Annotated in this window: 24 protein-coding genes; 15 read left to right on the top strand and 9 right to left on the bottom strand. The window is 65.8% G+C overall.

The genetic code is table 11. The annotated features are described in order from the left end of the window. Window positions 1–184 precede the first annotated feature (184 nt). From A0U87_RS12575 to A0U87_RS12540, 8 genes are all read left to right on the top strand, one after another. A complete protein-coding gene (locus A0U87_RS12575; protein ID WP_010336235.1) occupies window positions 185–1126 on the top strand; it encodes a hypothetical protein in 942 nt (313 codons plus the stop codon). Between the two features lie 10 nt (window positions 1127–1136). Beyond that, window positions 1137–2084, top strand: a complete 948-nt coding sequence (gene tilS / locus A0U87_RS12570; protein ID WP_137405602.1) for a tRNA lysidine(34) synthetase TilS — start codon at window positions 1137–1139, stop codon at window positions 2082–2084. A gap of 130 nt (window positions 2085–2214) precedes the next feature. Then, entirely contained in the window at window positions 2215–2406 is a 192-nt protein-coding gene (locus A0U87_RS12565; RefSeq protein WP_017502470.1) for a hypothetical protein, read from the top strand. Window positions 2407–2506: 100 nt separating this feature from the next. Then, window positions 2507–4453: an ATP-dependent zinc metalloprotease FtsH gene (gene ftsH / locus A0U87_RS12560; RefSeq protein WP_004208015.1), complete on the top strand. Its 1947-nt coding sequence runs from the start codon at window positions 2507–2509 to the stop codon at window positions 4451–4453. Window positions 4454–4604: 151 nt separating this feature from the next. Continuing rightward, on the top strand, window positions 4605–6251 hold the full coding sequence (locus A0U87_RS12555; protein WP_048938772.1) for a family 43 glycosylhydrolase: 1647 nt from the start codon (window positions 4605–4607) through the stop codon (window positions 6249–6251). Between the two features lie 159 nt (window positions 6252–6410). Beyond that, window positions 6411–7868, top strand: a complete 1458-nt coding sequence (gene guaB, locus A0U87_RS12550; protein ID WP_010336239.1) for an IMP dehydrogenase — start codon at window positions 6411–6413, stop codon at window positions 7866–7868. Window positions 7869–7880: 12 nt separating this feature from the next. Then, window positions 7881–9056 carry an RsmB/NOP family class I SAM-dependent RNA methyltransferase gene (locus A0U87_RS12545; RefSeq protein ID WP_122927884.1) on the top strand — a complete coding sequence of 392 codons (1176 nt, stop codon included), beginning with the start codon at window positions 7881–7883 and terminating at the stop codon, window positions 9054–9056. 92 nt (window positions 9057–9148) lie between these two features. Continuing rightward, window positions 9149–9667 (top strand): tetratricopeptide repeat protein, encoded by a 519-nt coding sequence (locus tag A0U87_RS12540; protein WP_037517267.1) that lies wholly within the window; start codon window positions 9149–9151, stop codon window positions 9665–9667. Between the two features lies 1 nt (window position 9668). Here A0U87_RS12540 and A0U87_RS12535 read toward each other — a convergent pair whose 3' ends face one another. The 3 genes from A0U87_RS12535 to A0U87_RS12525 all read right to left on the bottom strand — a co-directional run bounded on the left by A0U87_RS12535 (window position 9669) and on the right by A0U87_RS12525 (window position 12411). Continuing rightward, window positions 9669–10169 (bottom strand): GNAT family N-acetyltransferase, encoded by a 501-nt coding sequence (locus tag A0U87_RS12535; protein WP_048938774.1) that lies wholly within the window; start codon window positions 10167–10169, stop codon window positions 9669–9671. A 75-nt stretch (window positions 10170–10244) separates the two neighbouring features. Continuing rightward, on the bottom strand, window positions 10245–10880 hold the full coding sequence (locus tag A0U87_RS12530; protein ID WP_048938804.1) for a hypothetical protein: 636 nt from the start codon (window positions 10878–10880) through the stop codon (window positions 10245–10247). 94 nt (window positions 10881–10974) lie between these two features. Further along, window positions 10975–12411 (bottom strand): sigma-54 dependent transcriptional regulator, encoded by a 1437-nt coding sequence (locus tag A0U87_RS12525; protein ID WP_048938775.1) that lies wholly within the window; start codon window positions 12409–12411, stop codon window positions 10975–10977. Between the two features lie 154 nt (window positions 12412–12565). On the opposite strand from A0U87_RS12525, the gene A0U87_RS12520 reads away from it, so the two are divergent. The 6 genes from A0U87_RS12520 (at window position 12566) to A0U87_RS12495 (ending at window position 16866) form a co-directional block, all read left to right on the top strand. After that, window positions 12566–12691, top strand: coding sequence for an aa3-type cytochrome c oxidase subunit IV (locus A0U87_RS12520; protein WP_010336245.1), 126 nt, complete (start codon window positions 12566–12568; stop codon window positions 12689–12691). A gap of 36 nt (window positions 12692–12727) precedes the next feature. Next, window positions 12728–13852, top strand: coding sequence for an NAD(P) transhydrogenase subunit alpha (locus A0U87_RS12515; protein WP_048938776.1), 1125 nt, complete (start codon window positions 12728–12730; stop codon window positions 13850–13852). Between the two features lie 102 nt (window positions 13853–13954). Beyond that, entirely contained in the window at window positions 13955–14311 is a 357-nt protein-coding gene (locus tag A0U87_RS12510; RefSeq protein WP_037510285.1) for an endonuclease domain-containing protein, read from the top strand. A gap of 1 nt (window position 14312) precedes the next feature. Next, window positions 14313–14597: an NAD(P) transhydrogenase subunit alpha gene (locus A0U87_RS12505; protein ID WP_004208003.1), complete on the top strand. Its 285-nt coding sequence runs from the start codon at window positions 14313–14315 to the stop codon at window positions 14595–14597. Continuing rightward, window positions 14597–16018, top strand: coding sequence for an NAD(P)(+) transhydrogenase (Re/Si-specific) subunit beta (locus A0U87_RS12500; protein WP_137405601.1), 1422 nt, complete (start codon window positions 14597–14599; stop codon window positions 16016–16018). Before A0U87_RS12505 ends, A0U87_RS12500 begins: the two co-directional genes overlap by 1 nt. A gap of 155 nt (window positions 16019–16173) precedes the next feature. Then, window positions 16174–16866 carry an amino acid racemase gene (locus tag A0U87_RS12495; RefSeq protein ID WP_048938777.1) on the top strand — a complete coding sequence of 231 codons (693 nt, stop codon included), beginning with the start codon at window positions 16174–16176 and terminating at the stop codon, window positions 16864–16866. Window positions 16867–16890: 24 nt separating this feature from the next. Here the strand turns inward: A0U87_RS12495 and folP are convergent, their stop codons facing one another. Together folP and A0U87_RS12485 are read right to left on the bottom strand one after the other, a co-directional pair. Continuing rightward, window positions 16891–18015 carry a dihydropteroate synthase gene (gene folP, locus A0U87_RS12490; RefSeq protein ID WP_048938778.1) on the bottom strand — a complete coding sequence of 375 codons (1125 nt, stop codon included), beginning with the start codon at window positions 18013–18015 and terminating at the stop codon, window positions 16891–16893. Window positions 18016–18095: 80 nt separating this feature from the next. Beyond that, a complete protein-coding gene (locus A0U87_RS12485; protein WP_010336249.1) occupies window positions 18096–19229 on the bottom strand; it encodes a site-specific DNA-methyltransferase in 1134 nt (377 codons plus the stop codon). Window positions 19230–19517: 288 nt separating this feature from the next. On the opposite strand from A0U87_RS12485, the gene A0U87_RS12480 reads away from it, so the two are divergent. After that, window positions 19518–19856, top strand: a complete 339-nt coding sequence (locus A0U87_RS12480; protein WP_004207998.1) for a metalloregulator ArsR/SmtB family transcription factor — start codon at window positions 19518–19520, stop codon at window positions 19854–19856. A 69-nt stretch (window positions 19857–19925) separates the two neighbouring features. On the opposite strand, the gene A0U87_RS12475 is transcribed toward A0U87_RS12480, so the two are convergent. The 4 genes from A0U87_RS12475 to A0U87_RS12460 all read right to left on the bottom strand — a co-directional run bounded on the left by A0U87_RS12475 (window position 19926) and on the right by A0U87_RS12460 (window position 23852). Then, window positions 19926–20354 carry a DUF2147 domain-containing protein gene (locus A0U87_RS12475; RefSeq protein ID WP_037510295.1) on the bottom strand — a complete coding sequence of 143 codons (429 nt, stop codon included), beginning with the start codon at window positions 20352–20354 and terminating at the stop codon, window positions 19926–19928. A gap of 133 nt (window positions 20355–20487) precedes the next feature. Beyond that, window positions 20488–21477 (bottom strand): type II secretion system F family protein, encoded by a 990-nt coding sequence (locus tag A0U87_RS12470; RefSeq protein WP_004207996.1) that lies wholly within the window; start codon window positions 21475–21477, stop codon window positions 20488–20490. 18 nt (window positions 21478–21495) lie between these two features. Next, window positions 21496–22494, bottom strand: coding sequence for a type II secretion system F family protein (locus A0U87_RS12465; protein WP_048938780.1), 999 nt, complete (start codon window positions 22492–22494; stop codon window positions 21496–21498). Window positions 22495–22556: 62 nt separating this feature from the next. Further along, the gene (locus A0U87_RS12460) at window positions 22557–23852 is read right to left on the bottom strand and encodes a P-loop NTPase (RefSeq protein WP_048938781.1); all 1296 of its coding nucleotides are present in this window, start codon (window positions 23850–23852) and stop codon (window positions 22557–22559) included.

Here is a 23852-nt window from a genome sequence, read left to right as displayed (position 1 = left end):
GACGCCCGCGGGCGGGCAGGGGAGCGTGCCGACGCCGGCTTCGTCCCCGCCGCCGACCGCCGCGCCGCAGCCCAGCGCGGGCAACTGACCCGTCCCATAGCCGGACAGGCACGAGCGGGCCGCGCTTTATTGCGTGGCGCGTCCGCCTATGGTTAAAGGCGGAAAGATTTAGTCGGGGATCATCATGCGTTACGCCTTTTTCGCCACCACCGCCATCGCGCTGGCGGCCCCGCTGCTGTCGGCCGTGCCGGCCGCTGCCCAGCAGAATCCCACGGTCGAACTGCGTGTCGACCGGCTGGAAAAGGAAATGCGGGCGGTGCAGCGCAAGGTGTTCCCGGCCGGCACGCCGGTAGAGGCGGAAATCACCCGTCCCCAGACGCCGACCATCGCGCCGGGCAGCCCGACGTCGAGCCCGGTGGCCGACCTGACCGCGCGGGTGGGGGCGCTGGAATCGCAGCTCGCCTCGATCACCGGCCAGGTCGAGGAAAACAGCTACAAGCTCAAGCAGTTGGAAGAGGCGTTCAACCGCTACAAGGCGGAAGCCGAAGCGCGGGCCGCAACGCCGGTCGAGGCCGGCCCGCCGGTGATGCGTCCGACGGTCGCGACCGATGCGCCCGCGCCCAAGCCGGCTGCTGCCAAGCCGACGACCCCGCCCGCAAAGTCGGCCGCCGCGCCGGTGGCCAGCGATGCGCGCAAGACGGCGGTGGCGGCGATCGAGAAGCCGGATACCGGCGATGCGGCGGGCGATGCCTATAGCTATGGCTTCCGCCTATGGGACGCGAAATTCTATCCCGAGGCGCAGGCACAGCTCAAGGCGACGGTCGACAAATATGGCGACGGGTCGGTCGGCAGCCGCGCCGCCAACCTGCTGGGCCGCGCCTATCTGGACGATGGCAAGCCGGCGCTGGCGTCGGTCGCCTTCTACGAAAATTACCAGAAGCGCCCGCGTGGCGAGCGCGCGCCCGACAGCCTGGCCTATCTGGGCGAGGCGCTGATCCAGCTCAAGAAGCCTGCGGATGCCTGCAAGGTCTATGCGGAGCTGGAACAGGTCTATGGTTCGACCCTGTCGAGCGGCCTGCGCGGCATGATGGACAAGGGCCGGACCAAGGCCAAGTGCAGCGTTTGAGCCGATAGACGTGCCGGAGCTGGCACCTTCCCATCGCCCCGATGCGCTGCGGCTGGCCGTGCGCGCGCTGGTGGACGGAGAGGAGACGGCCCGGTTCGGCATTGCGGTGTCGGGCGGGCCGGACAGCATGGCGCTGCTGGACCTGGCGGTGCAGGCCTGGCCCGGCCGGGTGGCGGCGGCGACGCTGGATCATGGATTGCGGGCTGAATCTGCGGCCGAGGCGGCGATGGTTGCGCGCTGGTGCGCGGAGTGGCGCGTCCCCCATGCGACGCTCGCGCCGGAGACTGCGGTGTCCGGCAATATCCAGGATTGGGCGCGGCGGCAGCGTTATGCCCAGCTGGAGGCATGGCGGGCCGGCGCCGGGCTGGACTGGATATTGACCGCCCATCATGCCGACGACCAGCTGGAAACCCTGCTGATGCGGCTCAACCGGGGATCGGGGGTCGGCGGCCTGGCCGGGGTGCGGGCGCGGGCCGGCCGGGTGCTGCGGCCGTTGCTGACGGTGCGCAAGGCGCAGTTGCAGGCCCATGCCGACCAGGCGGGGCTGCCCTATGTGCTGGACCCGTCCAATGCCGATCCGCGCTTCGACCGGGCGGCGCTGCGCAAGTGGCTGGATGGCGTCGACTGGATCGATGCCGAGGCGGCGGCGCGCAGCGCGGCGGCGCTGGCGGAGGCGGAGGCTGCGCTGATATGGACGGTGGCGGGGCTGGCGGCCACGCATATCCATCCATCGACCGACGCCTGGGTGCTGGACCGCACCGACCTGCCGCGCGAACTGTTGCGGCGGCTGCTGATCGAGATGCTCTGTTCCGCCGACCCGGAGATCGTGCTGCCGCGCGGCGAGGCGCTGGACCGGGCGATTGCCGCTGCGCGGGCGGGGCGCCAGGCGAGTCTGGGCGACTGGCTGCTGCGCGGTGGCGCGGTATGGACCCTGTCACCGGCACCCCCGCGACGCTGAGATTTTCGGAAAAGTTCCACCGTCCAACGCGGGACATCAACGACTGGTCGCTTTTGGGCGGCATGCTGACCGGTTCTTAACCCATGGGCCGTTAACCACGTGGCGTGACCAATAGCGGGATTTGTTCGGAATGATGGAATTTGCGGCGCTGACCTATGGCTTGCTGGTCAGCGTGATCCTCTCGGCCGTGAAGCGGAACCGGAAGCTGAACAAGGCGCATCCGCCGCTGCTTCTCTATATGGGCTATCTGCTGTGCGGCCTGTCCGCCGGCCTGGCGCTGGTGCTGGCCTATGTCGCGCTGTTCCAGCTGACCGGCAACTGATCGCCCGGATATCGACAGGGCTGGAAATCGGCAGCGGACAGCGCGTCCAGCTTGCGCTTTGCCGGCCACACCCTATCTTGCGGGGTGAAAGAGAGTGATGATGAACGACGAAAAAGACCCACAGGGTAATCCCTGGATCAAGAGTGCGATGATTTGGGCAGGGGTCATCATCGCCCTGCTCCTGTTCGTTTCGCTGTTCGAGCGCCCGACCACCCAGGCCGGCAGCGCCATCGCCTATTCGGAATTCCGTGCCAAGGTGCAGGAAGGCCAGGTCAAGGATGTGGCGATCGCGCCCGACCGGATCACCGGCACCCTGTCGAGTGGCCAGGGTTTCAGCACGGTCCCGGTCAATGACCCCAAGCTGACCGACCTGCTGGACGATTATAATGTCAAATATTCGGGCCAGGCCGAACAGCAGCCCAGCTTCTGGCAGATCATGCTGTACCAGTCGCTGCCGTTCCTGCTGATCCTGGGCATCGCCTTCTTCGTGCTGCGCCAGATGCAGAAGGGCGGCGGCGCCGGTGGCGCGATGGGCTTTGGCAAGTCCAAGGCCAAGCTGCTGACCGAAAAGCATGGCAAGGTGACGTTCGATGACGTTGCCGGCATCGACGAAGCCCGTGAGGAACTGCAGGAAATCGTCGAGTTCCTGAAGGACCCGAGCAAGTTCGCACGTCTTGGCGGCAAGATCCCCAAGGGCGCGCTGCTGGTCGGTTCGCCGGGCACCGGCAAGACGCTGCTGGCCCGCGCGATTGCGGGTGAAGCGGGCGTGCCCTTCTTTACCATTTCGGGTTCGGACTTTGTCGAGATGTTCGTCGGCGTCGGCGCGAGCCGCGTGCGCGACATGTTCGAGCAGGCCAAGAAGAATGCGCCGTGCATCGTCTTCATCGACGAAATCGATGCGGTCGGTCGCCATCGCGGCGCGGGCCTGGGCAATGGCAATGACGAGCGCGAGCAGACGCTGAACCAGCTTCTGGTCGAGATGGACGGTTTCGAGGCCAATGAGGGCATCATCATCGTCGCGGCGACCAACCGCCCCGACGTGCTGGACCCCGCGCTGCTGCGTCCGGGCCGTTTCGACCGTCAGGTCGTGGTGCCCCGTCCCGACATCGAGGGGCGCGAGAAGATTTTGGCTGTCCACATGAAGAAGGTGCCGCTGGCGCCCGACGTCAACCCGCGCACCATCGCGCGCGGCACGCCGGGCTTCTCCGGCGCGGACCTGGCCAATCTGGTCAACGAAGCCGCCCTGATGGCGGCCCGTCGCGGCAAGCGTCTGGTCGCCATGGACGAGTTCGAAGCGGCCAAGGACAAGGTCATGATGGGCAGCGAGCGCCGCTCCATGGTCATGACCGACGACGAGAAGAAGATGACCGCCTATCATGAGGCGGGCCATGCCATCGTCGCAGTCCATGAGCCGGCGTCCGACCCGATCCACAAGGCGACGATCATCCCGCGCGGCCGCGCGCTGGGCATGGTGATGCGCCTGCCGGAGCGGGACAGCTACAGCTATCATCGTGACAAGATGCACGCGAACATGGCCGTCGCCATGGGTGGCCGCGTCGCCGAGGAAATCATCTTCGGTTACGACAAGGTGTCGTCGGGTGCGTCGGGCGATATCCAATATGCCACCAAGCTGGCGCGCGACATGGTGACCCAGTGGGGCATGTCCGACAAGCTGGGGCCGCTGCAATATGAAGAGCAGCAGGGCGAGACCTTCCTGGGCTATTCGCAGAGCCAGCGCGTCCATATGTCGGACGAGACGGCGAAGCTGATCGACAAGGAAATCCGTGGCCTGGTGGAGCAGGGCTATGCCCGTGCGCAGGAACTGCTCAAGGGCCATGAGGACCAGCTGCACCTGCTGGCCAATGCCATGCTGGAATATGAGACGCTCTCCGGCGAGGAGATCAAGGCGCTGCTGGAAAAGGGCGAGATCACCCGCGACGACGGCACCACGATCAAGCCGTCGGTGATCCCGGCGGCGGGGTCGTCCATCCCCAAGACGCGCAAGCGCAAGGGGCCGTTCGGCGATCCGACCCCCGCTGGCGCGTAAGCGCCGAGCAGGCAGTGGAATGAAAAAGGGGCGCGGCCATGATGGTCGCGCCCCTTTTTCGTTTCCGGTACTTTTGCGTTTCGGACCATTGCGTTGCATGCACGAGCGGACCAGAAGCGGGGCCGGACACCATCAATTTTGGGGAAATATCTTGGCCCATTCCCGCCGTGACGCGATGTTTCTGGGACTGGCTTCGACGGCGGGGCTGGCGATGCCGGGGCTGGGCGAGGCGAGGGCGTCGGATAGCTGTGCCTCTGCGCCGGCCTGGCGCTATGGCGCCGAGCGCGAGCGGCTGGCGGACCTTGGCAATGGCCGCTTTCTGAACCCGGTGCTGTCGGGGGATCGGCCTGATCCCAACATATTGAAGGATGGCGACGACTATTGGGCGACCTTTTCGTCCTTCGACTATTTCCCGGCGGTCGTGATCTGGCATTCGCGCGATCTGGTGAACTGGCGGCCGGTGGGGCCGGCGCTGACCGCGCCGCTGGGTTCGGTCTGGGCGCTGGACATCGCCAAGCATGAAGGTCGCTATTTCATCTATATTCCGGTGTTCAATCCGACCGATCCCAGCTTTTCGGCGGGGCCGGCCATTCCCTGCAAGATTTTCGTCGTCCATGCCGACCGGATGGAAGGGCCATGGAGCGCCCCCGTCGACCTGGACATCAAGGGCTATATCGACCCCGGCCATGCGGTGGGCGAGGACGGTAAACGCTATCTGTTCCTGAATGGCGGCGCGCGGGTGCGGATCAGCGATGACGGGCTGCGCCGGGACGGGCCGATCGAGCAGGTCTATGAGGGGTGGCCGATCCCGGAGGACTGGATCATCGAGGCGCCGGCACTTGAAGGCCCCAAGGTGCTGCGCCGGGATGGCTGGTTCTACCTGTTTTCCGGGCAGGGCGGGACGGCCGGGCCGCCGACCAGCCATATGGTGATCGTCGCCCGGTCCCGATCGATCAACGGACCGTGGGAAAATTGTCCACATAACCCGATTGTGCGGACGGCGCGGGCGGGCGAACCCTGGTGGTCGCGTGGCCATGGCACGGCGGTGGAAGGGCCGGCGGGCGATTGGTGGCTCGCCTATCATGGCTATGAAAATGGCTATCGCACGCTGGGACGGCAGATGCTGCTGGAGCCGTTCGTCTGGGACGCGGATGGCTGGCCGGGCATGACCGGTGGCGATCTGTCGGCGGCGCTGCCCATGCCGGCGGCCAGGCGCGCGGGCGGATCGGGGCTTGCGCTGTCCGGCCCGTTCAAGCCCAGCGACATGGGGAGCCGGCTGGCCTTCTTTGCGCCGCAGAAGGATTATCTCGATCGTGCCGCTTTCAGGGATGGTGCGCTGGTGCTGAAGGCGCAGGGCAAGGGGCCGGCGGAGTCATCGCCATTGGCCTTCATCGCCGGGGATCGTTCCTATGAGGTGAGCGTCGATGTCGAACTGGAGGGCGGCGCTCAGGCGGGTCTGCTGCTCTTCTACAATCCCCAATATTTTGTCGGCCTGGGGTCGGAAGTGGGCGCGCTGCACAATTACAAGGTCGGGCGCGAGCAGGGCTATCCGCCGCCCGGACCGGCGGAAGGCGGCCGTTTTTCGCTGCGGGTCGTGAATGACGACAATGTCGCGAGCTTCCATATTCGCGGTGCAGGCAAGGTGTGGCGCAAGATCATTTCCTATGAAGTGTCGAGCTATCATCATAATCTGGCGGATGGCTTCCTGAGCCTGCGCCCGGCGCTGTTCGTATCGGGAGCCGGGCAGGCGCGCTTTTCCAATCTGCTCTATCGAGGGCGGGGCAGCCAGGGGGCATAGCGACCAGCCGAACGCCAAGATCGGGATCGCAAGAAAGGCGGCAAGAAAATCCCCAAGGGGTCTGGCCGTTTTGCGGGTTAATGGTTACATGGGCCGCCACAAATCCCCAGCGGTCCGGTTCCCCTCCGCCCGACCCGCGCAGCAGAAAGTGGCTTTCACATGGACATCCGCCTTGGCCTCACCTTTGACGACGTGCTGTTGCAGCCCGCCGAATCCGATGTGCTGCCCAGCCAGGCGGACACGTCCACCCATGTGACCAAGGCGATCAAGCTGAACATCCCGATCCTGTCGTCGGCGATGGACACGGTGACCGAGGCCGACATGGCGATCGTCATGGCGCAGCTGGGCGGTATCGGCGTGCTGCACCGTAACCTGACGGTCGAGGAGCAGGCCGATGCGGTCCGCGCGGTCAAGCGCTTCGAGAGCGGCATGGTCGTCAATCCCATCACCATCCTGCCGACCGCCACGCTGGCCGACGCGCAGATGCTGATGCAGCGCCACAGGATCAGCGGCATTCCGGTCGTCGAGGCGAACGGCAAGCTGGTCGGCATCCTGACCCATCGCGATACCCGCTTTGCCGAAAATCCCGGTCAGCCGGTCAGCGAGCTGATGACCAAGGACAATCTGGCGACGGTCAAGGCCGGCGTCGGCCAGGATGAGGCGATGCGCCTGCTGCATGCCCGCCGGATCGAGAAGCTGCTGGTGGTGGACGATAATTATCACTGCGTGGGCCTGATCACCGTCAAGGATATCGAGAAGGCCGTCACCTATCCGCAGGCGACCAAGGATGCGTCGGGCCGACTGCGCGTCGCCGCGGCATCGACCGTGGGCGACAAGGGGCTGGAGCGCAGCAAGGCGCTGATCGACGCGGAATGCGATCTGATCGTCATCGACACCGCCCATGGCCACAGCAAGCAGGTCGCGGTCGCGGTGGAAGCGGTCAAGAAACTGTCCAACCATGTCCAGGTCGTGGCCGGCAATGTCGCCACCGCCGAAGCGACCAAGGCGCTGATCGACGCCGGCGCGGACTGCGTGAAGGTCGGCATCGGCCCCGGCTCCATCTGCACCACCCGCGTCGTCGCCGGCGTGGGCGTACCGCAGCTGACCGCCGTCATGGATTCGGCCAATGAAGCGCACAAGCATGGCGTGCCGGTGATCGCCGATGGTGGCCTGCGCACGTCGGGCGACGTCGCCAAGGCGCTGGCGGCGGGCGCTGGCTGCGTCATGGTGGGCTCTCTGCTGGCGGGCACGGCCGAAGCGCCGGGCGAAACCTTCCTGTATCAGGGCCGCGCCTATAAGAGCTATCGCGGCATGGGCAGCGTCGGCGCAATGGCGCGCGGCAGCGCCGACCGCTATTTCCAGGCCGACATCAAGGACCAGATGAAGCTGGTGCCCGAGGGTATCGAAGGCCAGGTGCCGTTCAAGGGCCCGGCCAAGGATGTCATTCACCAGCTGGTCGGCGGCGTGAAGGCCGCGATGGGCTATACCGGCAGCCGCACCATCAAGGATCTGCAGGAGCGTGCCCGCTTCGTCCAGATCACCAATGCCGGCCTGTCGGAAAGCCATGTTCACGATGTGACGATCACGCGTGAGGCCCCCAACTATCCGACGCGCTAAGGAGCAGGCGGCATGACGCCTGCGGCCCGAGTGCAGGCCGCGATCGACCTGCTGGACGCGATCATTGCTGCCGCCCGCGATGGCGGGCCGGCGGCGGACACGCTGATCGCGCGCTATTTCAAGGAACGGCGCTATGCCGGGTCGCGCGATCGCCGCGCGGTGCGCGACCATGTCTATGACGCGATCCGCCGCGTCGCCGATCGGCCCGAAACCGGCCGCGCGGCGATGATCGGCCTGGTCGATGCGCAGCCGGAGCTGGCCGCGCTGTTCGACGGATCGGCCCATGCGCCGCTGCCGATCGAGCCGGGCGAAGCAGGCGCGGCGGCTGGCGCGGTGCCGGGCTGGTTGCAGCCCTTGCTGGCCGCGCCGGTGGAGCAGGATGCGTTGCTGGGCCGCGCGCCGGTGGACCTGCGCGTCAATCGACTGAAGGCGACGCCCGCGCAAGTGGCGCCCGAATTGCCGGACGCGACGCCGATCGCCGGCATCCCGGACGCGCTGCGCCTGCCCGAAGGCTATCCGGTCGAGCAGAGCGAGGCGTGGAAGCGCGGCGCGGTCGAGGTGCAGGATGCCGGCAGCCAGCTGATTTCGGCCGCTTGCGGGGCGCAGGCCGGCCAGACGGTGATCGACCTGTGCGCGGGTGCGGGTGGCAAGACGCTGGCGCTGGCTGCGGCGATGAGCGGCAAGGGCCGGCTGATCGCCGCCGACACGATCCGCAACCGGATCGATCGGCTGGCGCCGCGTGCCGAACGGGCTGGCGTGACCTGTATCGAGAGGCTGCTGCTGGACCAGGGGCATGAGGCACGCGCGCTGGCGCCGCTGGCGGGGCAGGCGGACATCGTGCTGGTCGACGCGCCCTGCTCGGGCACGGGCACCTGGCGCCGCAATCCCGAGGCGCGCTGGCGCCTGACCCAGGCGCGGCTCGACCGGCTGGTGTCGGAACAGGCCCGGATCCTGGATTTCGCCGCGCCCTTGCTGGCGCCCGGCGGTTTGCTGGTCTATGCTACCTGTGCATTGACCGACAGAGAGGGGCGGGATCAGGTGGATGCGTTTCTGGCGCGTCAGGCCGGCTGGAGTGCCGAGCCGATCGAAGCGGATATGGGCCGCGCCCATGGCCATGGGCTGCTGCTGACGCCCGGCCATGACGGCACCGATGGCTTCTACTTCGCCAGGCTGCGGAGGGCCGCCTGAAACAGGCCATGGACAAGCGCGCGCAAAATAGCGACACTTGCCCTTCGGTCTGCGGGCCTGAGTCAATGCCTGAAACATGGCTGGAGATTTTGATGCGTTTCACCCCGGCCTCGATTGCCCTTGCCGTCCTTCTGACCACCGTTTCCAGCGTGGGCCTGACCCAGCGCCCTGATACCCAGATCGAACCGCGGTCGATCGAATGGCAGAAGGCGGGCGAGGCGGCGCGCAAGGCGGGCAATCTGACCGGTGCCACCGACGCGCTGGAAAGCGCGCTGGCGGTCGATCCGCGCAATCGCGCGGCCTATATCGAACTGGCCGAAGTGGCCCGCGCGCAGGGACTGCAGGGCAAGGCCATCCGCCTCTACAAGGAAGCGTTGCTGCTCGACCCGACCGACGTGACCGCGATCGCCGGCCAGGGCGAGGCGATGGTCGAGAAGGGCGCGATCGCCAAGGCCAAGGAAAATCTGGCCCAGGCGCAGAACCTGTGCAAGGGCAGCTGCCCCGAAGTCGCGCAGCTCAATGCCGCGATCCAGAAAGGACCGCCGGCAGTGGCGATGACCAGCAAGGAAGCGGTGCCGGGCGCCAAGGCCAACAGCACCGATAATCCGTAATCTATCCGGCTTTCGGCGGTTCGATCGATTTTTCGTAGAAGCGCGTGTCGACCGCCATCCTGGGGAAGGCGGGCGGCAGGTCGTCGGCTTCGACCAGCGCGAAGCCATTCTTCTCGTAGAAGCGGTGCGCCGCCAGGAAACGGGCAGTGGTGCCGAGATAGATTTGGGCGAGGCCGCGGTCGGCCGCCGCGTTGAGCAGATGGTCGAGCAGCGCCTGGGCGACGCCGGCGGCGCGGCCGCGATGGCTGGACGCCACGAACATCTTACGCAGCGCGCCCTGACCCTGGCCGATATCCTTGAGCGCGATCGTGCCGATGATCAGGCCGTCCTCCTCCGCGACCCAGAAGCCGCCGGCGCCGGGCAGGTAGAAGCCGGCTATGTCGGTGAGGTCCGGCTGGTCCGCTGCGGTGATGGCGATGCCATATTCGTCGCGCTGAATGCCAAGGATCAGGTCGAGAATGCCCGGCTGGTCGGCGGGGGCGAAGGGGCGGATCAGGGGCAAGGGGCTGGGCTTCCTGGCAGCGGTTCGGAATGATCGACGCGGACGGAAACGAACGACCGCGCCGAAAGCCGCCGGTCAGTTGCTGGCGTTGGAGGCCGGTGCGGGCGTGGCCGTGGCGCTGGCGCCCTCCGGCGTCTGGGCCTTGGGCGCGAAGATACGCAGGCTGTCGAGCAGGGCTTGCGCGATCGGCTGATATTGTTCGCTCAGCATCTCGGGATAGACGAAGGTGGCGGTGACGATCGCGCCGTCAGGCTGTTTCAGCAGGCGCAGCGCGACATTATTGCCTTCGCCGTCATTGGCGGTGCCGCGATATTCATTCTCGCCGATGAAATCGCCATCCACGCCCTCAGCGCCGTCGGACAGTGCCTCGACGATCTGCTGCAGCGTCTGGTCATTGTCATTCTTCTGCCAGAAGACGCGGACGTCGGCGCCCGCGCCGGGATCCTGATAGACGACGCCATCGGCATTGCTGGCTTCGCCATCCTTCATCCAGCCTTCGGGCATGGTGACGGAATAGCCATGGTCGATATTCACATAGTTGCGGCTGTCGCCGGCATCATCCTTCTGCGCGTTGGCCAGCGCATTGGCAGCGGCCGCATTGGCGGCGGCGGCCAGTTCCTCCTGGCTCGGCATGTCCGCGACCGGTTCGGCACGGCCACAGGCGACCAGCAGCAGGAGGGGGGAGCAGGCGGCGAGGAGGGGCGCTTTCATGCCCCGTTCAAAAGCATAGGCGCGGGGATAATTCAACGCCGTAGCGGAACCCCCGCGACAATATGCCCCAGCCGCAGGGCGCCCGGTCCCGCGATCAGGCCGCGTTGTCGATGCCCAGTTCCGCGAGCTTGCGATAGAGGGTCGAACGGCCGATCCCCAGCCGGCGGGCGACTTCGGTCATGCGACCGCGATAATGGCCGATGGCCAGGCGGATGACGTCGGCCTCGATCTCCGCGAGCTGGCGGACATGGCCGTCGCCTTCGAACAGGGTGATGCCGGCGGCTTCGCGCGGCGGCGTGGCGGCAACGCGTTGGCGCGGACCGCTGGCGCGGCGGGACAGGATATGGGCGGCGACCTGCGGGAAGTCATGCGGGGTCAGCGCATCGCCCTCGCACAGCACGGCGGCGCGGAACAGGGCGTTCTGGAGCTGGCGGACATTGCCCGGCCAGTCATGCTGCATCAGCAGCGCCAGCGCATCGTCGGTGAGGCCCAGGCCCCGCAGGCCCGGCTGCGTCGCGATGCGGGCGAGGAGGTGGCGGCAGAGGGCGGGAATGTCGCCCATACGCTCCCGCAATGGGGGCACGGTCAACTGGACGACGTTGAGGCGATAATAGAGATCCTCGCGGAACCGGCCCGCCTCGATCTCGTCGCTGAGCTTCTTGTTGGTGGCGGCGATGACGCGGACATCGACATGGACGGGGCGGCGCGCGCCGATCGGCTGCACCTCGCCATCCTGGAGCACGCGCAGCAGCTTGACCTGCGCGTCGAGCGGCATTTCGCTGACTTCGTCGAGGAAGATGGTGCCCATGTCGGCCGACAGGAATTTGCCGACATGGCGGTCAAAGGCACCGGTGAAGGCGCCGCGTTCATGACCGAACAGTTCTGATTCGACGAGGTTGGCGGGGATCGCGCCGCAATTGACTGTCACCATCGCCTGCTTGTGGCGCGGCGAGGCGGCGTGGATGGCGCGGGCGACGACATCCTTGCCGACGCCGCTTTCGCCCTCGATCAGCACCGGCACGCGGGCGCGTGCGGCCTTGGCCGCGATGGCAAGGGCGGTGCGGAACTGGGGCGCCGCGCCGACGACATCCTCGAACGCCAGCGGGGCGCTGATCTTCTCGGTGAGCGGCCGCAGTTCGCCGCGCACATTGCCCTCCAGCGTCGCGTTGAGCGCGGCGAGCAGCCGTTCGGGCGCGATCGGCTTGGAGAGATAGTCGGTGGCGCCGGCGCGCATCGCCTGCACCGCGACGGCGACGCTGTTATGCGCCGTCAGCACCAGGATCGGCAGGGCGGGGCGCTGCGCATGGATGGCGCCGATCAGGTCGGCCGGATCGAAATCCGGGCTCCATTGATCGATCAGGACCGCGTCGAGCTGCATGCCGTCCTGCGTGCCCAGCGTCGCCAGGGCGGTTTCGGCATCGCTGGCGAAGATGGTCCGCCATCCCGCGCGCGCGGCCAGCGCGGACACCAGCCGGCGCTGCGCGGGCTCGTCGTCGATCAACATCAGCAAGGGAACGCCTTCGCGAACCATCTGGACCCCTCTTGTGCAAACAGGAGGTCATCCTAGGCGCCGGGGGTAAAAGCGCCCTTAACCTGTAAAGATTTTCTTGTGCCCCTACGGCTTGAGGGGGGTGGGGGGACAGGATAAGAGGTTGCACAACGATGTAATAACTAGGGGAACGGATATGGCTTCTGACGGGAACATCCAGAGCGCAACCCAGACCTATGAAGGGTTTGTCGGCTTCGTGAAGTGGGGCACCATTGCCTGCCTCATCGTCGCCGCGATTGTCGTGCTGCTGATCTCCAGCTGAGCCATGTCGACGCTATAGGAGGGGGATGCTGATATAATGAAAATTGCGATATTGAAGGAACAGGCTGCGGGCGAACGGCGCGTGGCCGGCACGCCCGAGACCGTGAAGAAGTTCATCGCGCTGGGCGCAAGCGTGGCTGTCGAGGCCGGCGCTGGCGCGACGGCGTCGATTGCTGACGACGCTTATGCTGCGGCCGGTGCCAGCGTTGGCGATCGTGCCGCGACGCTGGCGGGCGCCGATATCCTGCTGGGCGTGCAAGGCCCCGATCCGGCCAGCCTTGGCGGCGCTGCGGCGGGAGCCTGGATCGTCGCGGGCCTCAACCCGTTTGGCGATCGGGCGCGGGTCGATGCCTATGCCGCCGGTGGCTATGAGGCGCTGGCGATGGAGTTCATGCCGCGCATCACCCGCGCGCAATCGATGGATATCTTGTCATCCCAGTCGAACCTGTCGGGATACAAGGCCGTGCTGGACGCGGCGGCCGAATATGACCGCGCCTTCCCGATGATGATGACGGCAGCAGGCACCGTGTCGGCGGCCAAATGCTTCGTCATGGGCGTAGGCGTGGCCGGCCTTCAGGCGATCGCCACCGCGCGGCGCCTGGGCGCGCAGGTGAGCGCCACCGATGTGCGTGCCGCGACCAAGGAGCAGATCGAATCGCTCGGCGCCAAGGCGATCTTCGTGGAGAAGGTGGCCGGCATCGAGGGTGAGGGCACCGGTGGCTATGCCACGGAAATGTCCGACGAATATAAGGCGGCCCAGGCCGAGCTGGTATCGTCGCACATCGCCAAGCAGGACATCGTCATCACCACCGCGCTGATCCCCGGCCGGCCTGCGCCGCGCCTGATCAGTGACGCGCAGATCGCGTCGATGAAGCCGGGCAGCGTGATCGTTGATCTCGCGGTCGAGCAGGGTGGCAATGTCGAGGGCGCGGTCGCCGGCGAAGTGGTCGTGCGCCACGGCGTCAAGATCGTGGGCCATCGCAACGTGCCCAGCCGCCTGGCCGCCGACACCTCGGCCCTGTTCTCGCGCAATCTCTATAATTTCCTGTCCGCCTTCTGGGACAAGGACAAGAATGCGCCGGTGCTGGACGAGGAAATCGGCAACGCCATCCGCCTGACCCAGGGGGGCAAGGTCGTCAACGAACGGCTGCTGGCAAGCTGATGGGGCCCAGCCGCAGGCTGGTGGAGGGGTATCGCCCTGTCATGAACGGGACACCCCTCCGTCTGGCTTCGCCAGCCACCTCCCCTTCCAGGGGAGGATGATGTGCTGCAAGGGCAGGCGAACAGGGCACGGCAGTTGCGCAAGGCGATGTCGAAGCCGGAAGTCCTGCTCTGGCAGATATTGAGGCAAAGGCCGCAAGGTCTGAAATTTCGCCGTCAGCACCCGTCCGGTCCTTATGTGGCAGATTTTTACTGCCATGAGGCGCGGCTGGTGATCGAGGTCGACGGCGAAGCGCATGCAAGAGGGGATGCGCCGATGAGGGATGAGCAACGCGACTGCTGGTTTGCGGAACGGGGACTGTCCGTTCTGCGTCTGCCGGCCGCCGCAATCATGAATGATAGGGACAATGCCGTAGCCGCGATCCTGGCCAGGGCAGTCGAAACAAGTGGGGAGGACTAGAATGGACTTCATTGCCATCCTGTCGATTTTCGTGCTGGCGTGCTTCGTCGGCTATTATGTGGTCTGGTCGGTGACGCCCGCGCTGCACACGCCGCTGATGGCGGTTACCAATGCCATTTCGTCGGTCATCATCGTCGGTGCGCTGGTCGCGTCGGCGGAGGCCGGTAGCCTGGCGGCCAAGCTGCTGGGGCTGGTCGCGGTGGTCTTTGCGTCGGTCAACATCTTCGGTGGCTTTGCCGTGACCGAGCGCATGCTGGCCATGTACAAGAAGAAGGAGCGCAAGTGATGCACGAGGTTGCGCCCGTCTCGCCCTTCGTTGCGCTGGCCTATCTGGTTTCCGGCGTCCTCTTCATCCTGGCGCTGCGCGGCCTGTCGAGCCCGTCGACCAGCCGTCGCGGCAACCGCATGGGCATGGTCGGCATGGCGATCGCCGTGGTCACGACCCTTTATACCCATGATGTGCTGAGCCTGCCCGAGATCCTGGGCGCCATCGCCATCGGTGGCGGCATCGGCTTCATCATCGCCCGTCGCATCGAGATGACGGCGATGCCGCAGCTGGTCGCGGCCTTCCACTCGCTGGTCGGCCTGGCCGCCGTGCTGGTCGGCGCGGCCGCCTATCTCAATCCCGGCGCGTTCGGCATTCTCGATCCGCTGACGAACGAGATCCACAATGCCAGCCGCATCGAGATGGGGCTGGGCGTCGCGATCGGCGCGATCACCTTCTCGGGTTCGGTCATTGCCTTCCTGAAACTGAACGGCAACATGTCGGGCAAGCCGATCATGCTGCCGGGCCGCCATGTCATCAATCTGGCGACGCTGGCGGCGATCCTGGGCCTGATCGCCTATTTCGTGACCGACCAGTCGCCCTGGATCTTCTGGACCGTGACGGCGCTGAGCTTCGTCATCGGCTTCCTGCTGATCATCCCGATCGGCGGCGCGGACATGCCGGTCGTGGTGTCGATGCTGAACAGCTATTCGGGCTGGGCCGCTGCAGCCATGGGCTTCACCCTGGGCAATACGGCGATGATCATCACCGGCGCGCTGGTGGGCAGTTCCGGCGCGATCCTGTCCTACATCATGTGCAAGGCGATGAACCGCAGCTTCATCAGCGTGATCGCCGGCGGCTTCGGCGCGGAAGCCGGTCCGTCGGGCGGCGGCGCGGCGGCGGTCGACCGTCCCTACAAGCGCGGCAGCGCCGAGGATGCGGCCTTCCTGATGAGCCAGGCGGACAATGTCATCATCGTGCCGGGTTACGGCATGGCGGTCAGCCAGGCGCAGCATGCGCTGCGCGAAATGGCCGACCTGCTCAAGAAGGAAGGCGTGAACGTCAAATATGCGATCCATCCGGTCGCAGGGCGCATGCCCGGCCACATGAACGTGCTGCTGGCCGAAGCGAACGTTCCCTATGACGAGGTGTTCGAGCTGGAGGACATCAACAGCGAGTTCGGCCAGGCCGACGTTGCCTTCGTCATCGGCGCCAATGACGTGACCAATCCGGCGGCCAAGACCGACAAGACGTCGCCCATCTATGGCATGCCGATCCTGGACGTCGCCAACGCCAAGTCGGTGCTGTTCGTGAAGCGCTCCATGGGCGGGGCCGGCTATGCCGGCGTCGACAATGAGGTCTTCTACATGGACAACACCATGATGCTGCTGGCCGACGCCAAGAAGATGGTCGAGGAGATCGTCAAGGCGCTGGCCCACTAAAGTGACCCGATCCACCCGCGTCGGATCGCCCCGTCGACGGGGCGGGTGGATCGTCCTGACTTGTCGAAGCCCGCATCTTTCGTAAAAGAAGGGCTGGGGCACCGACATGCCCGGCCCGCACGGGGCCGGACAGGCGCCCCCATATTGGGAGCGACATGCGTAAACTCGGTCTGATTGGTGGTCTCAGCTGGACGTCCACCGCCCGCTATTATGAGATCATCAACCAGGCGATCCACCGGGCCAAGGGTGGCCAGCACAGTGCGCGGCTGCTGATCGAAAGCCTCGATTTCGCGCAGGTTTCCGGCTGCATTACGCAGGAAGACTGGGATTGCGCATCGGGCCATCTGATCGGCGCGGCCCAGCGGCTGGAACAGGGCGGGGCCGAAGCGCTGCTGATCTGCGCCAATAGCATGCACCGCATCTATGACCGGATCCAGGCGAGCATCGCCATTCCCATCATCCACATCGCCGATGTCGTCGGCACGCGGATGAAGGCCGACCGGATCGATCGCGCCGCGCTGATCGGCACGCGCAACGTGATGACCGAGAAATATTATCGCCAGCGGCTGGTGTCGCATGGCGTGTCGCTGCTGCCGGCCGATGTGGCGCTGGCCGAGCGGATCGACCGGATCGTCTATGACGAACTGACCGTCGGCAAGATCAACCGCGATTCCGAGCGTTTCATGAAGTCGGAACTAACCGACATCGCCAAGGAGGATGTGCAGGCCGTCGTGCTGGCCTGCACCGAACTGGAGATGATCGTCGACGTGAAGGCCAATGTGCTGCCGATCTACGACTGCACCGAAATCCACGCCATGGCGGGCGTGGAGTTCATCCTGAGCGAATAAGGATGGCGGTGGCCGGGCGCGGTGTCAGACCGCGCTCAGCCCCGCATCGGCCAGGCCCCGCCAAAGATGGAGCGCCTGAACGCTTTCCTTGACGTCGTGGACCCTCACCATCTGCGCGCCCAGTTGTGCCGCGCGGAAGGCGAGGGCGACCGAACCGCCGAGCCGGTCTGGCGCCGGTGCCTCGTTCGACAGGGCGCCGATCAGGCGCTTGCGGCTGCCGGCGAAGAGCAGCGGCACGCCCAGCCCCTGGAAGGTCGCAAGGCCGTTCACCAGCGCCAGATTGTCCGCCAGGCTCTTGCCGAAGCCCAGCCCCGGATCGACCATGATCTTCTCGCGCGCGATGCCAGCGTCGAGGCAGGCGGCGATGCGGGCGTCGAGATAGTCGAACACGTCGGTGACGACATCGGCATAGCCGTTGGGATTGTCGTGCGGATCGTCACCGGTCGAAGGCGCGTGCATCAGGATCACCGGACAGCCGGCACGGGCCGCGACCTCCAGGCTGCGGGGATCATGCTCCAGCGCGCTGACATCGTTGATGACATGGGCGCCGGCGGCCAGCGCCGCCTCCATCACCGCCGCCTTGCGCGTGTCGACCGACATGGCGACGCCGGCTGCGGCGAGCTTCTCGATCACCGGCACGATGCGAGCGATCTCATCGCCCTCCCATAGCTTGGGCGCCTTGGGCCGGGTGGATTCGCCGCCGACATCGATCAGCGCGGCGCCGGCCGCCGCCATGGCAAAGCCGGCATCGGCCGCCGCCTGCGGGTCGGTCATATGCTTGCCGCCGTCGGAGAAGCTGTCGGGCGTGATGTTGAGGATCGCCATCGCCTGCGGCGCGTCGAAGCGGATGACGCGATCGCCAAGGCTGAGTGGCGCGCGCTGGGCGGAGATGTTCGCGGCCAGTTGGCGGGCGCGCTCGGCCAGCGGGTCGGGCAGAGTGGCGGTGACCGTCTCGAACGCGGCGACCGGGATGGTTTCGCGGGCGATGCGGCGGCCGGCATGGCGCGCCGTCAGTTCATAGGCCTGGAACCAGATCAGGCCATTGCCCATCCGCGCCGCCGATCCGTCCGCCAGGCCGATCGGGCTCGGCACGAACCAGGTCGGCTTGAGGTATAGCCGGGCGTCAGCGGGGATGGAGGAGAGGGTCATAAAGCTCCGTTCGCCCCGGACGGGTCGGGGCCATGTCTTGGAAGAACTATGGCTGCCTCAACCCGAACGGGGGACGGAAATCAAGGCTCGTTGGCGAGCAGATAGGTCTGGCGCAGCGTGTCGATTGGGTGCAGCTTGCCCGCCTTCTCGATATGCCAGAAGGTCCAGCCGTTGCAGCTCGGCGCGCCCTGAAGCGTGGCACCCAGCTTGTGGATCGAACCGGTGTCGCTGCCCACGGCGAGCGAGCCGTCGGCGCGCACGGTGGCGCTCCAGCGGCGCTTGCTGTCCATCACCACCGAGCCGGGCTGGAGATAGCCGGTCTCGACCAGCGTGCCGAAGGCGACCTTGGGCTGCTGGCGTGCGGTCTGCATGATGGCGAGCGCGGATTCATCGAGCGGCAGCGCCTCGGCAATGCGTTCCTCGGCCACCTCGATATAGTCGGGCTCGCGCTCGATGCCGATCCACTGGCGACCCAGGCGCTTGGCGACGGCGCCAGTGGTGCCGGTGCCGAAGAAGGGATCGAGCACGATGTCGCCCGGCTTGGTGCAGGACAGCATCACCCGATAGAGCAGCGATTCCGGCTTCTGCGTCGGATGCGCCTTGGTGCCGTTGCGCTTCAGCCGCTCCTGGCCGCCGCAGATCGGCAGCACCCAGTCGGAGCGCATCTGCAGCTCGTCATTGAGCGTCTTCATCGCCTTGTAGTTGAACGTGTACTTGGCGTCCTCGCCCTGGCTGGCCCAGATCAGCGTCTCATGCGCGTTGGTGAAGCGGGTGCCCTTGAAATTGGGCATCGGGTTCGCCTTGCGCCAGATGATGTCGTTGAGGATCCAGAATCCCTCATCCTGCAAGGCAGCGCCGACGCGGAAGATGTTGTGATAGCTGCCGATCACCCAGATCGTGCCATTGGGCTTGAGGATGCGGCGCGCCTGCGCCAGCCACGCCTTGGTGAAGCGGTCATAGCTGCTAAGCGTGTCGAACTTGTCCCAGTCATTGTCGACCGCATCGACGCGGCCGCCCTCGGGGCGGAACAGGTCGCCGCCGAGCTGGAGATTATAAGGCGGATCGGCAAAGATCATGTCGATGCAGCCGTCGGGCAGCTTGGCCATTTCCGCGATACAGTCACCGCGCAGCAGGCGGTTTGCCTCGATCGCCGGTGCCGGCGCGAGCGCAACCGCCTTCTTCCGCCGCGGTGCGACGCGTTCCATGACACCCATGTGTGCAACCCCCATATGTTTCGTCCGTCAGCACTGAGTCCTCAGGAGTCTGCCGTCAAGGTCAGGGATTTAGCGCTCATCCCTGTCAGGATTGCGAGGATGGTGGAGAACGAAGCGGGTAGCCACAACATATTGAGTCATGCGAGTCGCGCGAGACTCATCATCGGGTGGTGTGACTCAAAAGACTCAGCGAGGAGGCGGTTCGCACTTTTTTTCGTTAATGGCGCGACCGAGTCCAAAATCATCCTTCGCTTGACCAAATCATAACCAGATGATTATGAAATTTGCATGACGGAAGTGAAATTCAGAGGCGACCTTGGAGCGAACAGCGATTCACTCTTCAAGGCGCTGTCCGACGGCACACGACGTGCCCTGCTGGAATATCTGGTGCGCGAAGGGGAGCAGAATGTCGTCGCGCTGACCGCCGTGGCCGGCGTGTCGCAACCGATGGTGTCGCGCCATATGGGCAAGCTCAAGCGTGCCGGTCTGGTGACGGCCCGGCGGACGGGGCGCGAAACCTGGTTCGCGGCGCGGACCAAGGGGCTGGGGCCGGTGGTGCAGTGGATGGCGATCTATGGCGCGCTCTGGTCGCAGCGCTTCACGCCGATGGAGCATGCCGGGGACTGAACGGGACCGTATCGACAGGAAAAGGGGCGCCATTTGGCGCCCCTTTCGTTTTCCAGGCTGTGCGCGGGATCAGCGCAGCGGCGTCCAGGTCTGGGTCTTGCAGAAGAAGGCGATGCAGCCCTGAACCTTGAGCGTGCCGTCGCCATTGCGGCTGACCTTGGACGTATAGCTCTTGCCGCTTTCCGGGTCGTAGATCGTGCCCTTCCAGATGTCGCCCGCATCGCTGAAGCCCGACAGCAGGGCAAGGCCGACCAGCGGCTTGGAGCGCAGCGCCGGATCGGGATTCTTGATGTCGGTCTGCGGGCGGCCTGGCGTCGGCTTCACGATCTTCTCGATCTTGCCGCAGATGCTCTTTCCGCACGGCGCGATCTGGACGATCGCCTTGCCATCAACGGTCGACCAGCGGCCGGTGATGGGCTGGGCCGCATAAGCGGGCAGGGCGGTGGTGAAAGCGGCCAGAGCGGCGATGGCGACGCGAGCGCCGGTCTTGATGGTCATGATGCGATCCTCTCCTTTTGGGTTGAGGGTGAGAATAAGGGAGGAAAATGCGGCGCGCCAGCGCTTCGCTTGCAGTTTACGGAAACGGAAAGAGGGGACGCTACGGCAGCGCCCCCTCCTAGCCCGAATTTTTTTAGAAAGCCGTGCTGATCGAGCAGGCGGCCGGCCCCAGGATGACGACGAACAGGGTCGGCAGGATGAAGAGAATCAGCGGCACGGTCATGATCGCGGGGAGGCGGGCGGCCTTTTCTTCCGCGCGCATCATGCGTTCATGGCGGAACTCGGCCGACAGGACGCGCAGCGCGGAAGCGAGCGGCGTGCCATATTTCTCGGTCTGGATCATGGTCGTGACCACGCCCTTGACCGCGTCCAGTTTCACGCGGGTCGCCAGATTCTCAAAGGCCATGCGGCGTTCGGTGAGGAAGCTGAGCTCGATCGCCGTCAACTGGAACTCGTCACCCAGTTCGGGATAGGCGCGGCCCAGTTCGCGGGCGACGCGGCTGAAGGCGGCGTCGACGGTCAGGCCGGCCTCGGCGCAGATGACCAGAAGGTCGAGCGCGTCGGGCAGGCCCTTGCGGATCGCGGCAGAACGCTTGGCGATCTTGTTGTCGATGAAGAGGTCGGGGGCCTTGTAGGCGAGCAGCAGTGCGCCGGCGAAGGCCATGAACCGCTTGGCACCGCCCCATTCGGGATAGATGCCCACGGCATAGAGCAGGATCGCGGCGGTGCCGCCGATCAGGATCGGCATGATCATGCGGCCGAAGATGACGGCGACCGCCCAGTCCTTGGAGCGGATGCCGGCCTGGGCCAGGCGGATCTGGGCGTCCTTGAGCTGGTCGTCCTGCAGCACCTTGAGGCTGGTCAGGAAGGACCGCATCTGGTCGGTCGTCTGGTTCTTGTTGACCAGCTTGGCGCGGCGCTTGGCGGTCGAGGCGGTGATGCCGGCCTTGAGCTGCTCACGACGTTCGTTGAGCGCCTTGACGCGCTTGGCCATCGGATCGCGCACGGTCATCACGGCGTAGAGCGCGTAGAGGGTGGCGAGCGTGGCCAGCGCGGCGAGCAGCGTGCCGAAATCGGTCGCGGTCATGCCGAACAGCGTGCCGGTGGGGGTAGGGGCGTCCATATCTCTATCCGTTCCCCGTCAAATCTCGAAGTTGATCATCTGGGCCATGATGAAGGCGCCGATGGCCATCCAGCACATGCCGCCGATGCCGACGACCTGCATCGTCGAGAGCCCGAAAATGCCCGCCGGATCGGGGGTGAAGAAGGGGCTCATATAGCCAAAGTTGATGTAGCAGATCATGCCGAACACGAGGAAAGGCAGGACGCCGATGATATAGGCCGACGCCTTGGATTCCGACGACATGGCGCGGATCTTGAGCTTCATCTGGGCGCGTTGGCGCAGCACGGTGGCAAGGTTCTGCAGCGTTTCGGCGAGGTTGCCGCCGGTTTCGCGCTGGATCGCCAGGGTGATGACGAAGAACTGGAATTCCGGCGTGCCCAGGCGATCGGCGGTTTCCTGCAGCGCCTGGTCCATGCTCTTGCCGATCTTGATCCGTTCGGTGATCAGCTTGAATTCCTCGCCGACCGGGCCGGGGATTTCGCTCGACACGATGCCCAGCGTCTCGCCGACCGGCAGGCCCGATCGCAGGCCGCGGGTCAGCAGCTCGAGCGCGTCGGGAAATTTCGTCGTGAACTGGTTGATGCGCTTCTTGATCAGGCGGCCGACCCACAGATGCGGCAGGCCGAGCCCCGCCGCCAGCCCCACCATCAGGGCCAGCAGGAAGGGAAATCCGCGCATCAGCAGGAAAAGCGTCGCGACCAGGAAGACCACCGCGCAGGACGTCATATATTGGCTGAGCGTCCATTTCTTGCCGGTCATGCGGATGCGCTTGGCCAGATTCTCCGGATTGGGGATCAGCGAGACCAGCATCTTGGCTTCGTTGCCGGTCGCCCGAGTGGAGATGGCCTTGCGCATGCGCGCTTCCATCATCGCCTCGGTGGAGTCGCTGTGGCGGCCACGGATCAGCGCGACCCGGCGTTTCTGCGCCTTGTCGGGCGAGGGGCCGGCAAAGGCAACCACGACCAAGCCAAGCATGGTCGCGATCAACACCAAGATCAGAAGGAAATTGCCGTCCATTGTTCGCCCGTTCCCCGTGCGTGAATATGGCTGTGCGGGGCCGCCCTGAAGCGGCCCGCGCGTCAGCCTTCCAGTGCCGTCGCCTTGTCCTTGCGGCGCGACGGGATCATGCTCTTGAAATCGCCGATCTTGCCGAGCAGGGAATCGCCCTTCTTCGCTGCGGACTTGCCGCCCGCATTATCGGCTTCATCGCCGGCCAGACCCAGAACTTCGTCCATCATGGCGGTGCAGGCGGCGCCGACCTTGCTGCCCTTGGCGGTTTCGGCCAGCGTCTTGCCGAGCTTGGCGGCCTGGGCCGCGATGCGCAGGTCGAACGGCACGATCACATCGACCTTGCGTTCGATCGACTGTTCGAAATCCTTGCGGCTGATTTCCGGTGCGCCGGGATGGACGCGATTGGCGACCACCAGGATGCGGGCCTGCGGTGCATTCGACTTGAGCCAGGACAGGATGCGGATCGTGTCGCGCGCCGCCGCCAGGCTGAGTTCGGTCACCACCACCGCGACATTGACGTCGGTCATCAGGTGCGTGTGCTGGATCAGCATGTTGCGCGGCAGATCGATGATGCTGCATTCGAACGCCTGACGGAACTCTTCCAGCAACTGGTAGAAGGCGCCACCATCGGTCATCATCGGCTGGTTGATCGGCGCTTCGGCCGACAGGATGGCCAGCATGTCGCTGGCGCGAACCATGGCGCGCTCGATGAACAGCCCGTCGATGCGGCTGGGATTCTCGATCGCGTCGGTCAGGCCACGGCCCGGTTCCAGATCCATCGCCAGCGCATTGGTGCCGAAATGGATGTCGAGATCGAGCAGTGCGGTTGGGCGCTTCTTCTTTTCGCTCAGCATCCAGGCGAGCGAGGTCGCCATGCTGGAGGCGCCGACGCCGCCACGGGTGCCGACGACGGCGACCGTCATGTGCGGGCGTTCAGGCCCCACGTCGCGCGGGGCGAGGAAGACGGCCTGCGCCTGCGCCAGCGCATCGCGCAGCTGGTCAGCACCAAAAGGCTTGAGCAGATAATCCTGGATGCCGCTGGCGACCAGATCACGATAGAGGCGCACGTCGTTGACCTGGCCTGCGGCGATCACGACAGTGCCGGGTTCGCACACTTCCGCGAGGCTGTTGATGTCGTTCAGCGGATCGCCGCTTTCCGACATGTCGACGAACAGGATCTGCGGGCTGGCGGTGATCGACAGGCTCTGCACTGCGTTGCGCATGCCGCCCTTGTTCACCTTTTCCGGTGCCCAGCCCATTTCGGATGCGACTGCGCGCAGCAGATCGAAGCTGTGATCGTCGCAAACGAAGGCGTGGAAGGGGTCACGCTGGCCCACGGAACCATGTTTCCAGGGTGCGTTCAT

It is taken from the genome of Sphingobium sp. MP9-4, from assembly GCF_005281675.1.
In the GTDB taxonomy this organism is placed as follows: Bacteria; Pseudomonadota; Alphaproteobacteria; order Sphingomonadales; family Sphingomonadaceae; genus Sphingobium; species Sphingobium yanoikuyae.
This window is presented reverse-complemented; position numbering and strand designations above follow the sequence as displayed.

Bases quoted from the DNA above. Each gene is read 5' to 3' on its own strand.
- A0U87_RS12575 (WP_010336235.1), top strand. From the start codon at position 185: ATGCGTTACGCCTTTTTCGCCACCACCGCCATCGCGCTGGCGGCCCCG.
- A0U87_RS12565 (WP_017502470.1), top strand. From the start codon at position 2,215: ATGATGGAATTTGCGGCGCTGACCTATGGCTTGCTGGTCAGCGTGATC.
- ftsH (WP_004208015.1), top strand. From the start codon at position 2,507: ATGAACGACGAAAAAGACCCACAGGGTAATCCCTGGATCAAGAGTGCG.
- guaB (WP_010336239.1), top strand. From the start codon at position 6,411: ATGGACATCCGCCTTGGCCTCACCTTTGACGACGTGCTGTTGCAGCCC.
- A0U87_RS12545 (WP_122927884.1), top strand. From the start codon at position 7,881: ATGACGCCTGCGGCCCGAGTGCAGGCCGCGATCGACCTGCTGGACGCG.
- A0U87_RS12540 (WP_037517267.1), top strand. From the start codon at position 9,149: ATGCGTTTCACCCCGGCCTCGATTGCCCTTGCCGTCCTTCTGACCACC.
- A0U87_RS12530 (WP_048938804.1), bottom strand. From the start codon at position 10,880: ATGAAAGCGCCCCTCCTCGCCGCCTGCTCCCCCCTCCTGCTGCTGGTC.
- A0U87_RS12525 (WP_048938775.1), bottom strand. From the start codon at position 12,411: ATGGTTCGCGAAGGCGTTCCCTTGCTGATGTTGATCGACGACGAGCCC.
- A0U87_RS12520 (WP_010336245.1), top strand. From the start codon at position 12,566: ATGGCTTCTGACGGGAACATCCAGAGCGCAACCCAGACCTATGAAGGG.
- A0U87_RS12515 (WP_048938776.1), top strand. From the start codon at position 12,728: ATGAAAATTGCGATATTGAAGGAACAGGCTGCGGGCGAACGGCGCGTG.
- A0U87_RS12505 (WP_004208003.1), top strand. From the start codon at position 14,313: ATGGACTTCATTGCCATCCTGTCGATTTTCGTGCTGGCGTGCTTCGTC.
- A0U87_RS12500 (WP_137405601.1), top strand. From the start codon at position 14,597: ATGCACGAGGTTGCGCCCGTCTCGCCCTTCGTTGCGCTGGCCTATCTG.
- A0U87_RS12495 (WP_048938777.1), top strand. From the start codon at position 16,174: ATGCGTAAACTCGGTCTGATTGGTGGTCTCAGCTGGACGTCCACCGCC.
- folP (WP_048938778.1), bottom strand. From the start codon at position 18,015: ATGACCCTCTCCTCCATCCCCGCTGACGCCCGGCTATACCTCAAGCCG.
- A0U87_RS12485 (WP_010336249.1), bottom strand. From the start codon at position 19,229: ATGGGTGTCATGGAACGCGTCGCACCGCGGCGGAAGAAGGCGGTTGCG.
- A0U87_RS12480 (WP_004207998.1), top strand. From the start codon at position 19,518: ATGACGGAAGTGAAATTCAGAGGCGACCTTGGAGCGAACAGCGATTCA.
- A0U87_RS12475 (WP_037510295.1), bottom strand. From the start codon at position 20,354: ATGACCATCAAGACCGGCGCTCGCGTCGCCATCGCCGCTCTGGCCGCT.
- A0U87_RS12470 (WP_004207996.1), bottom strand. From the start codon at position 21,477: ATGGACGCCCCTACCCCCACCGGCACGCTGTTCGGCATGACCGCGACC.
- A0U87_RS12465 (WP_048938780.1), bottom strand. From the start codon at position 22,494: ATGGACGGCAATTTCCTTCTGATCTTGGTGTTGATCGCGACCATGCTT.
- A0U87_RS12460 (WP_048938781.1), bottom strand. From the start codon at position 23,852: ATGAACGCACCCTGGAAACATGGTTCCGTGGGCCAGCGTGACCCCTTC.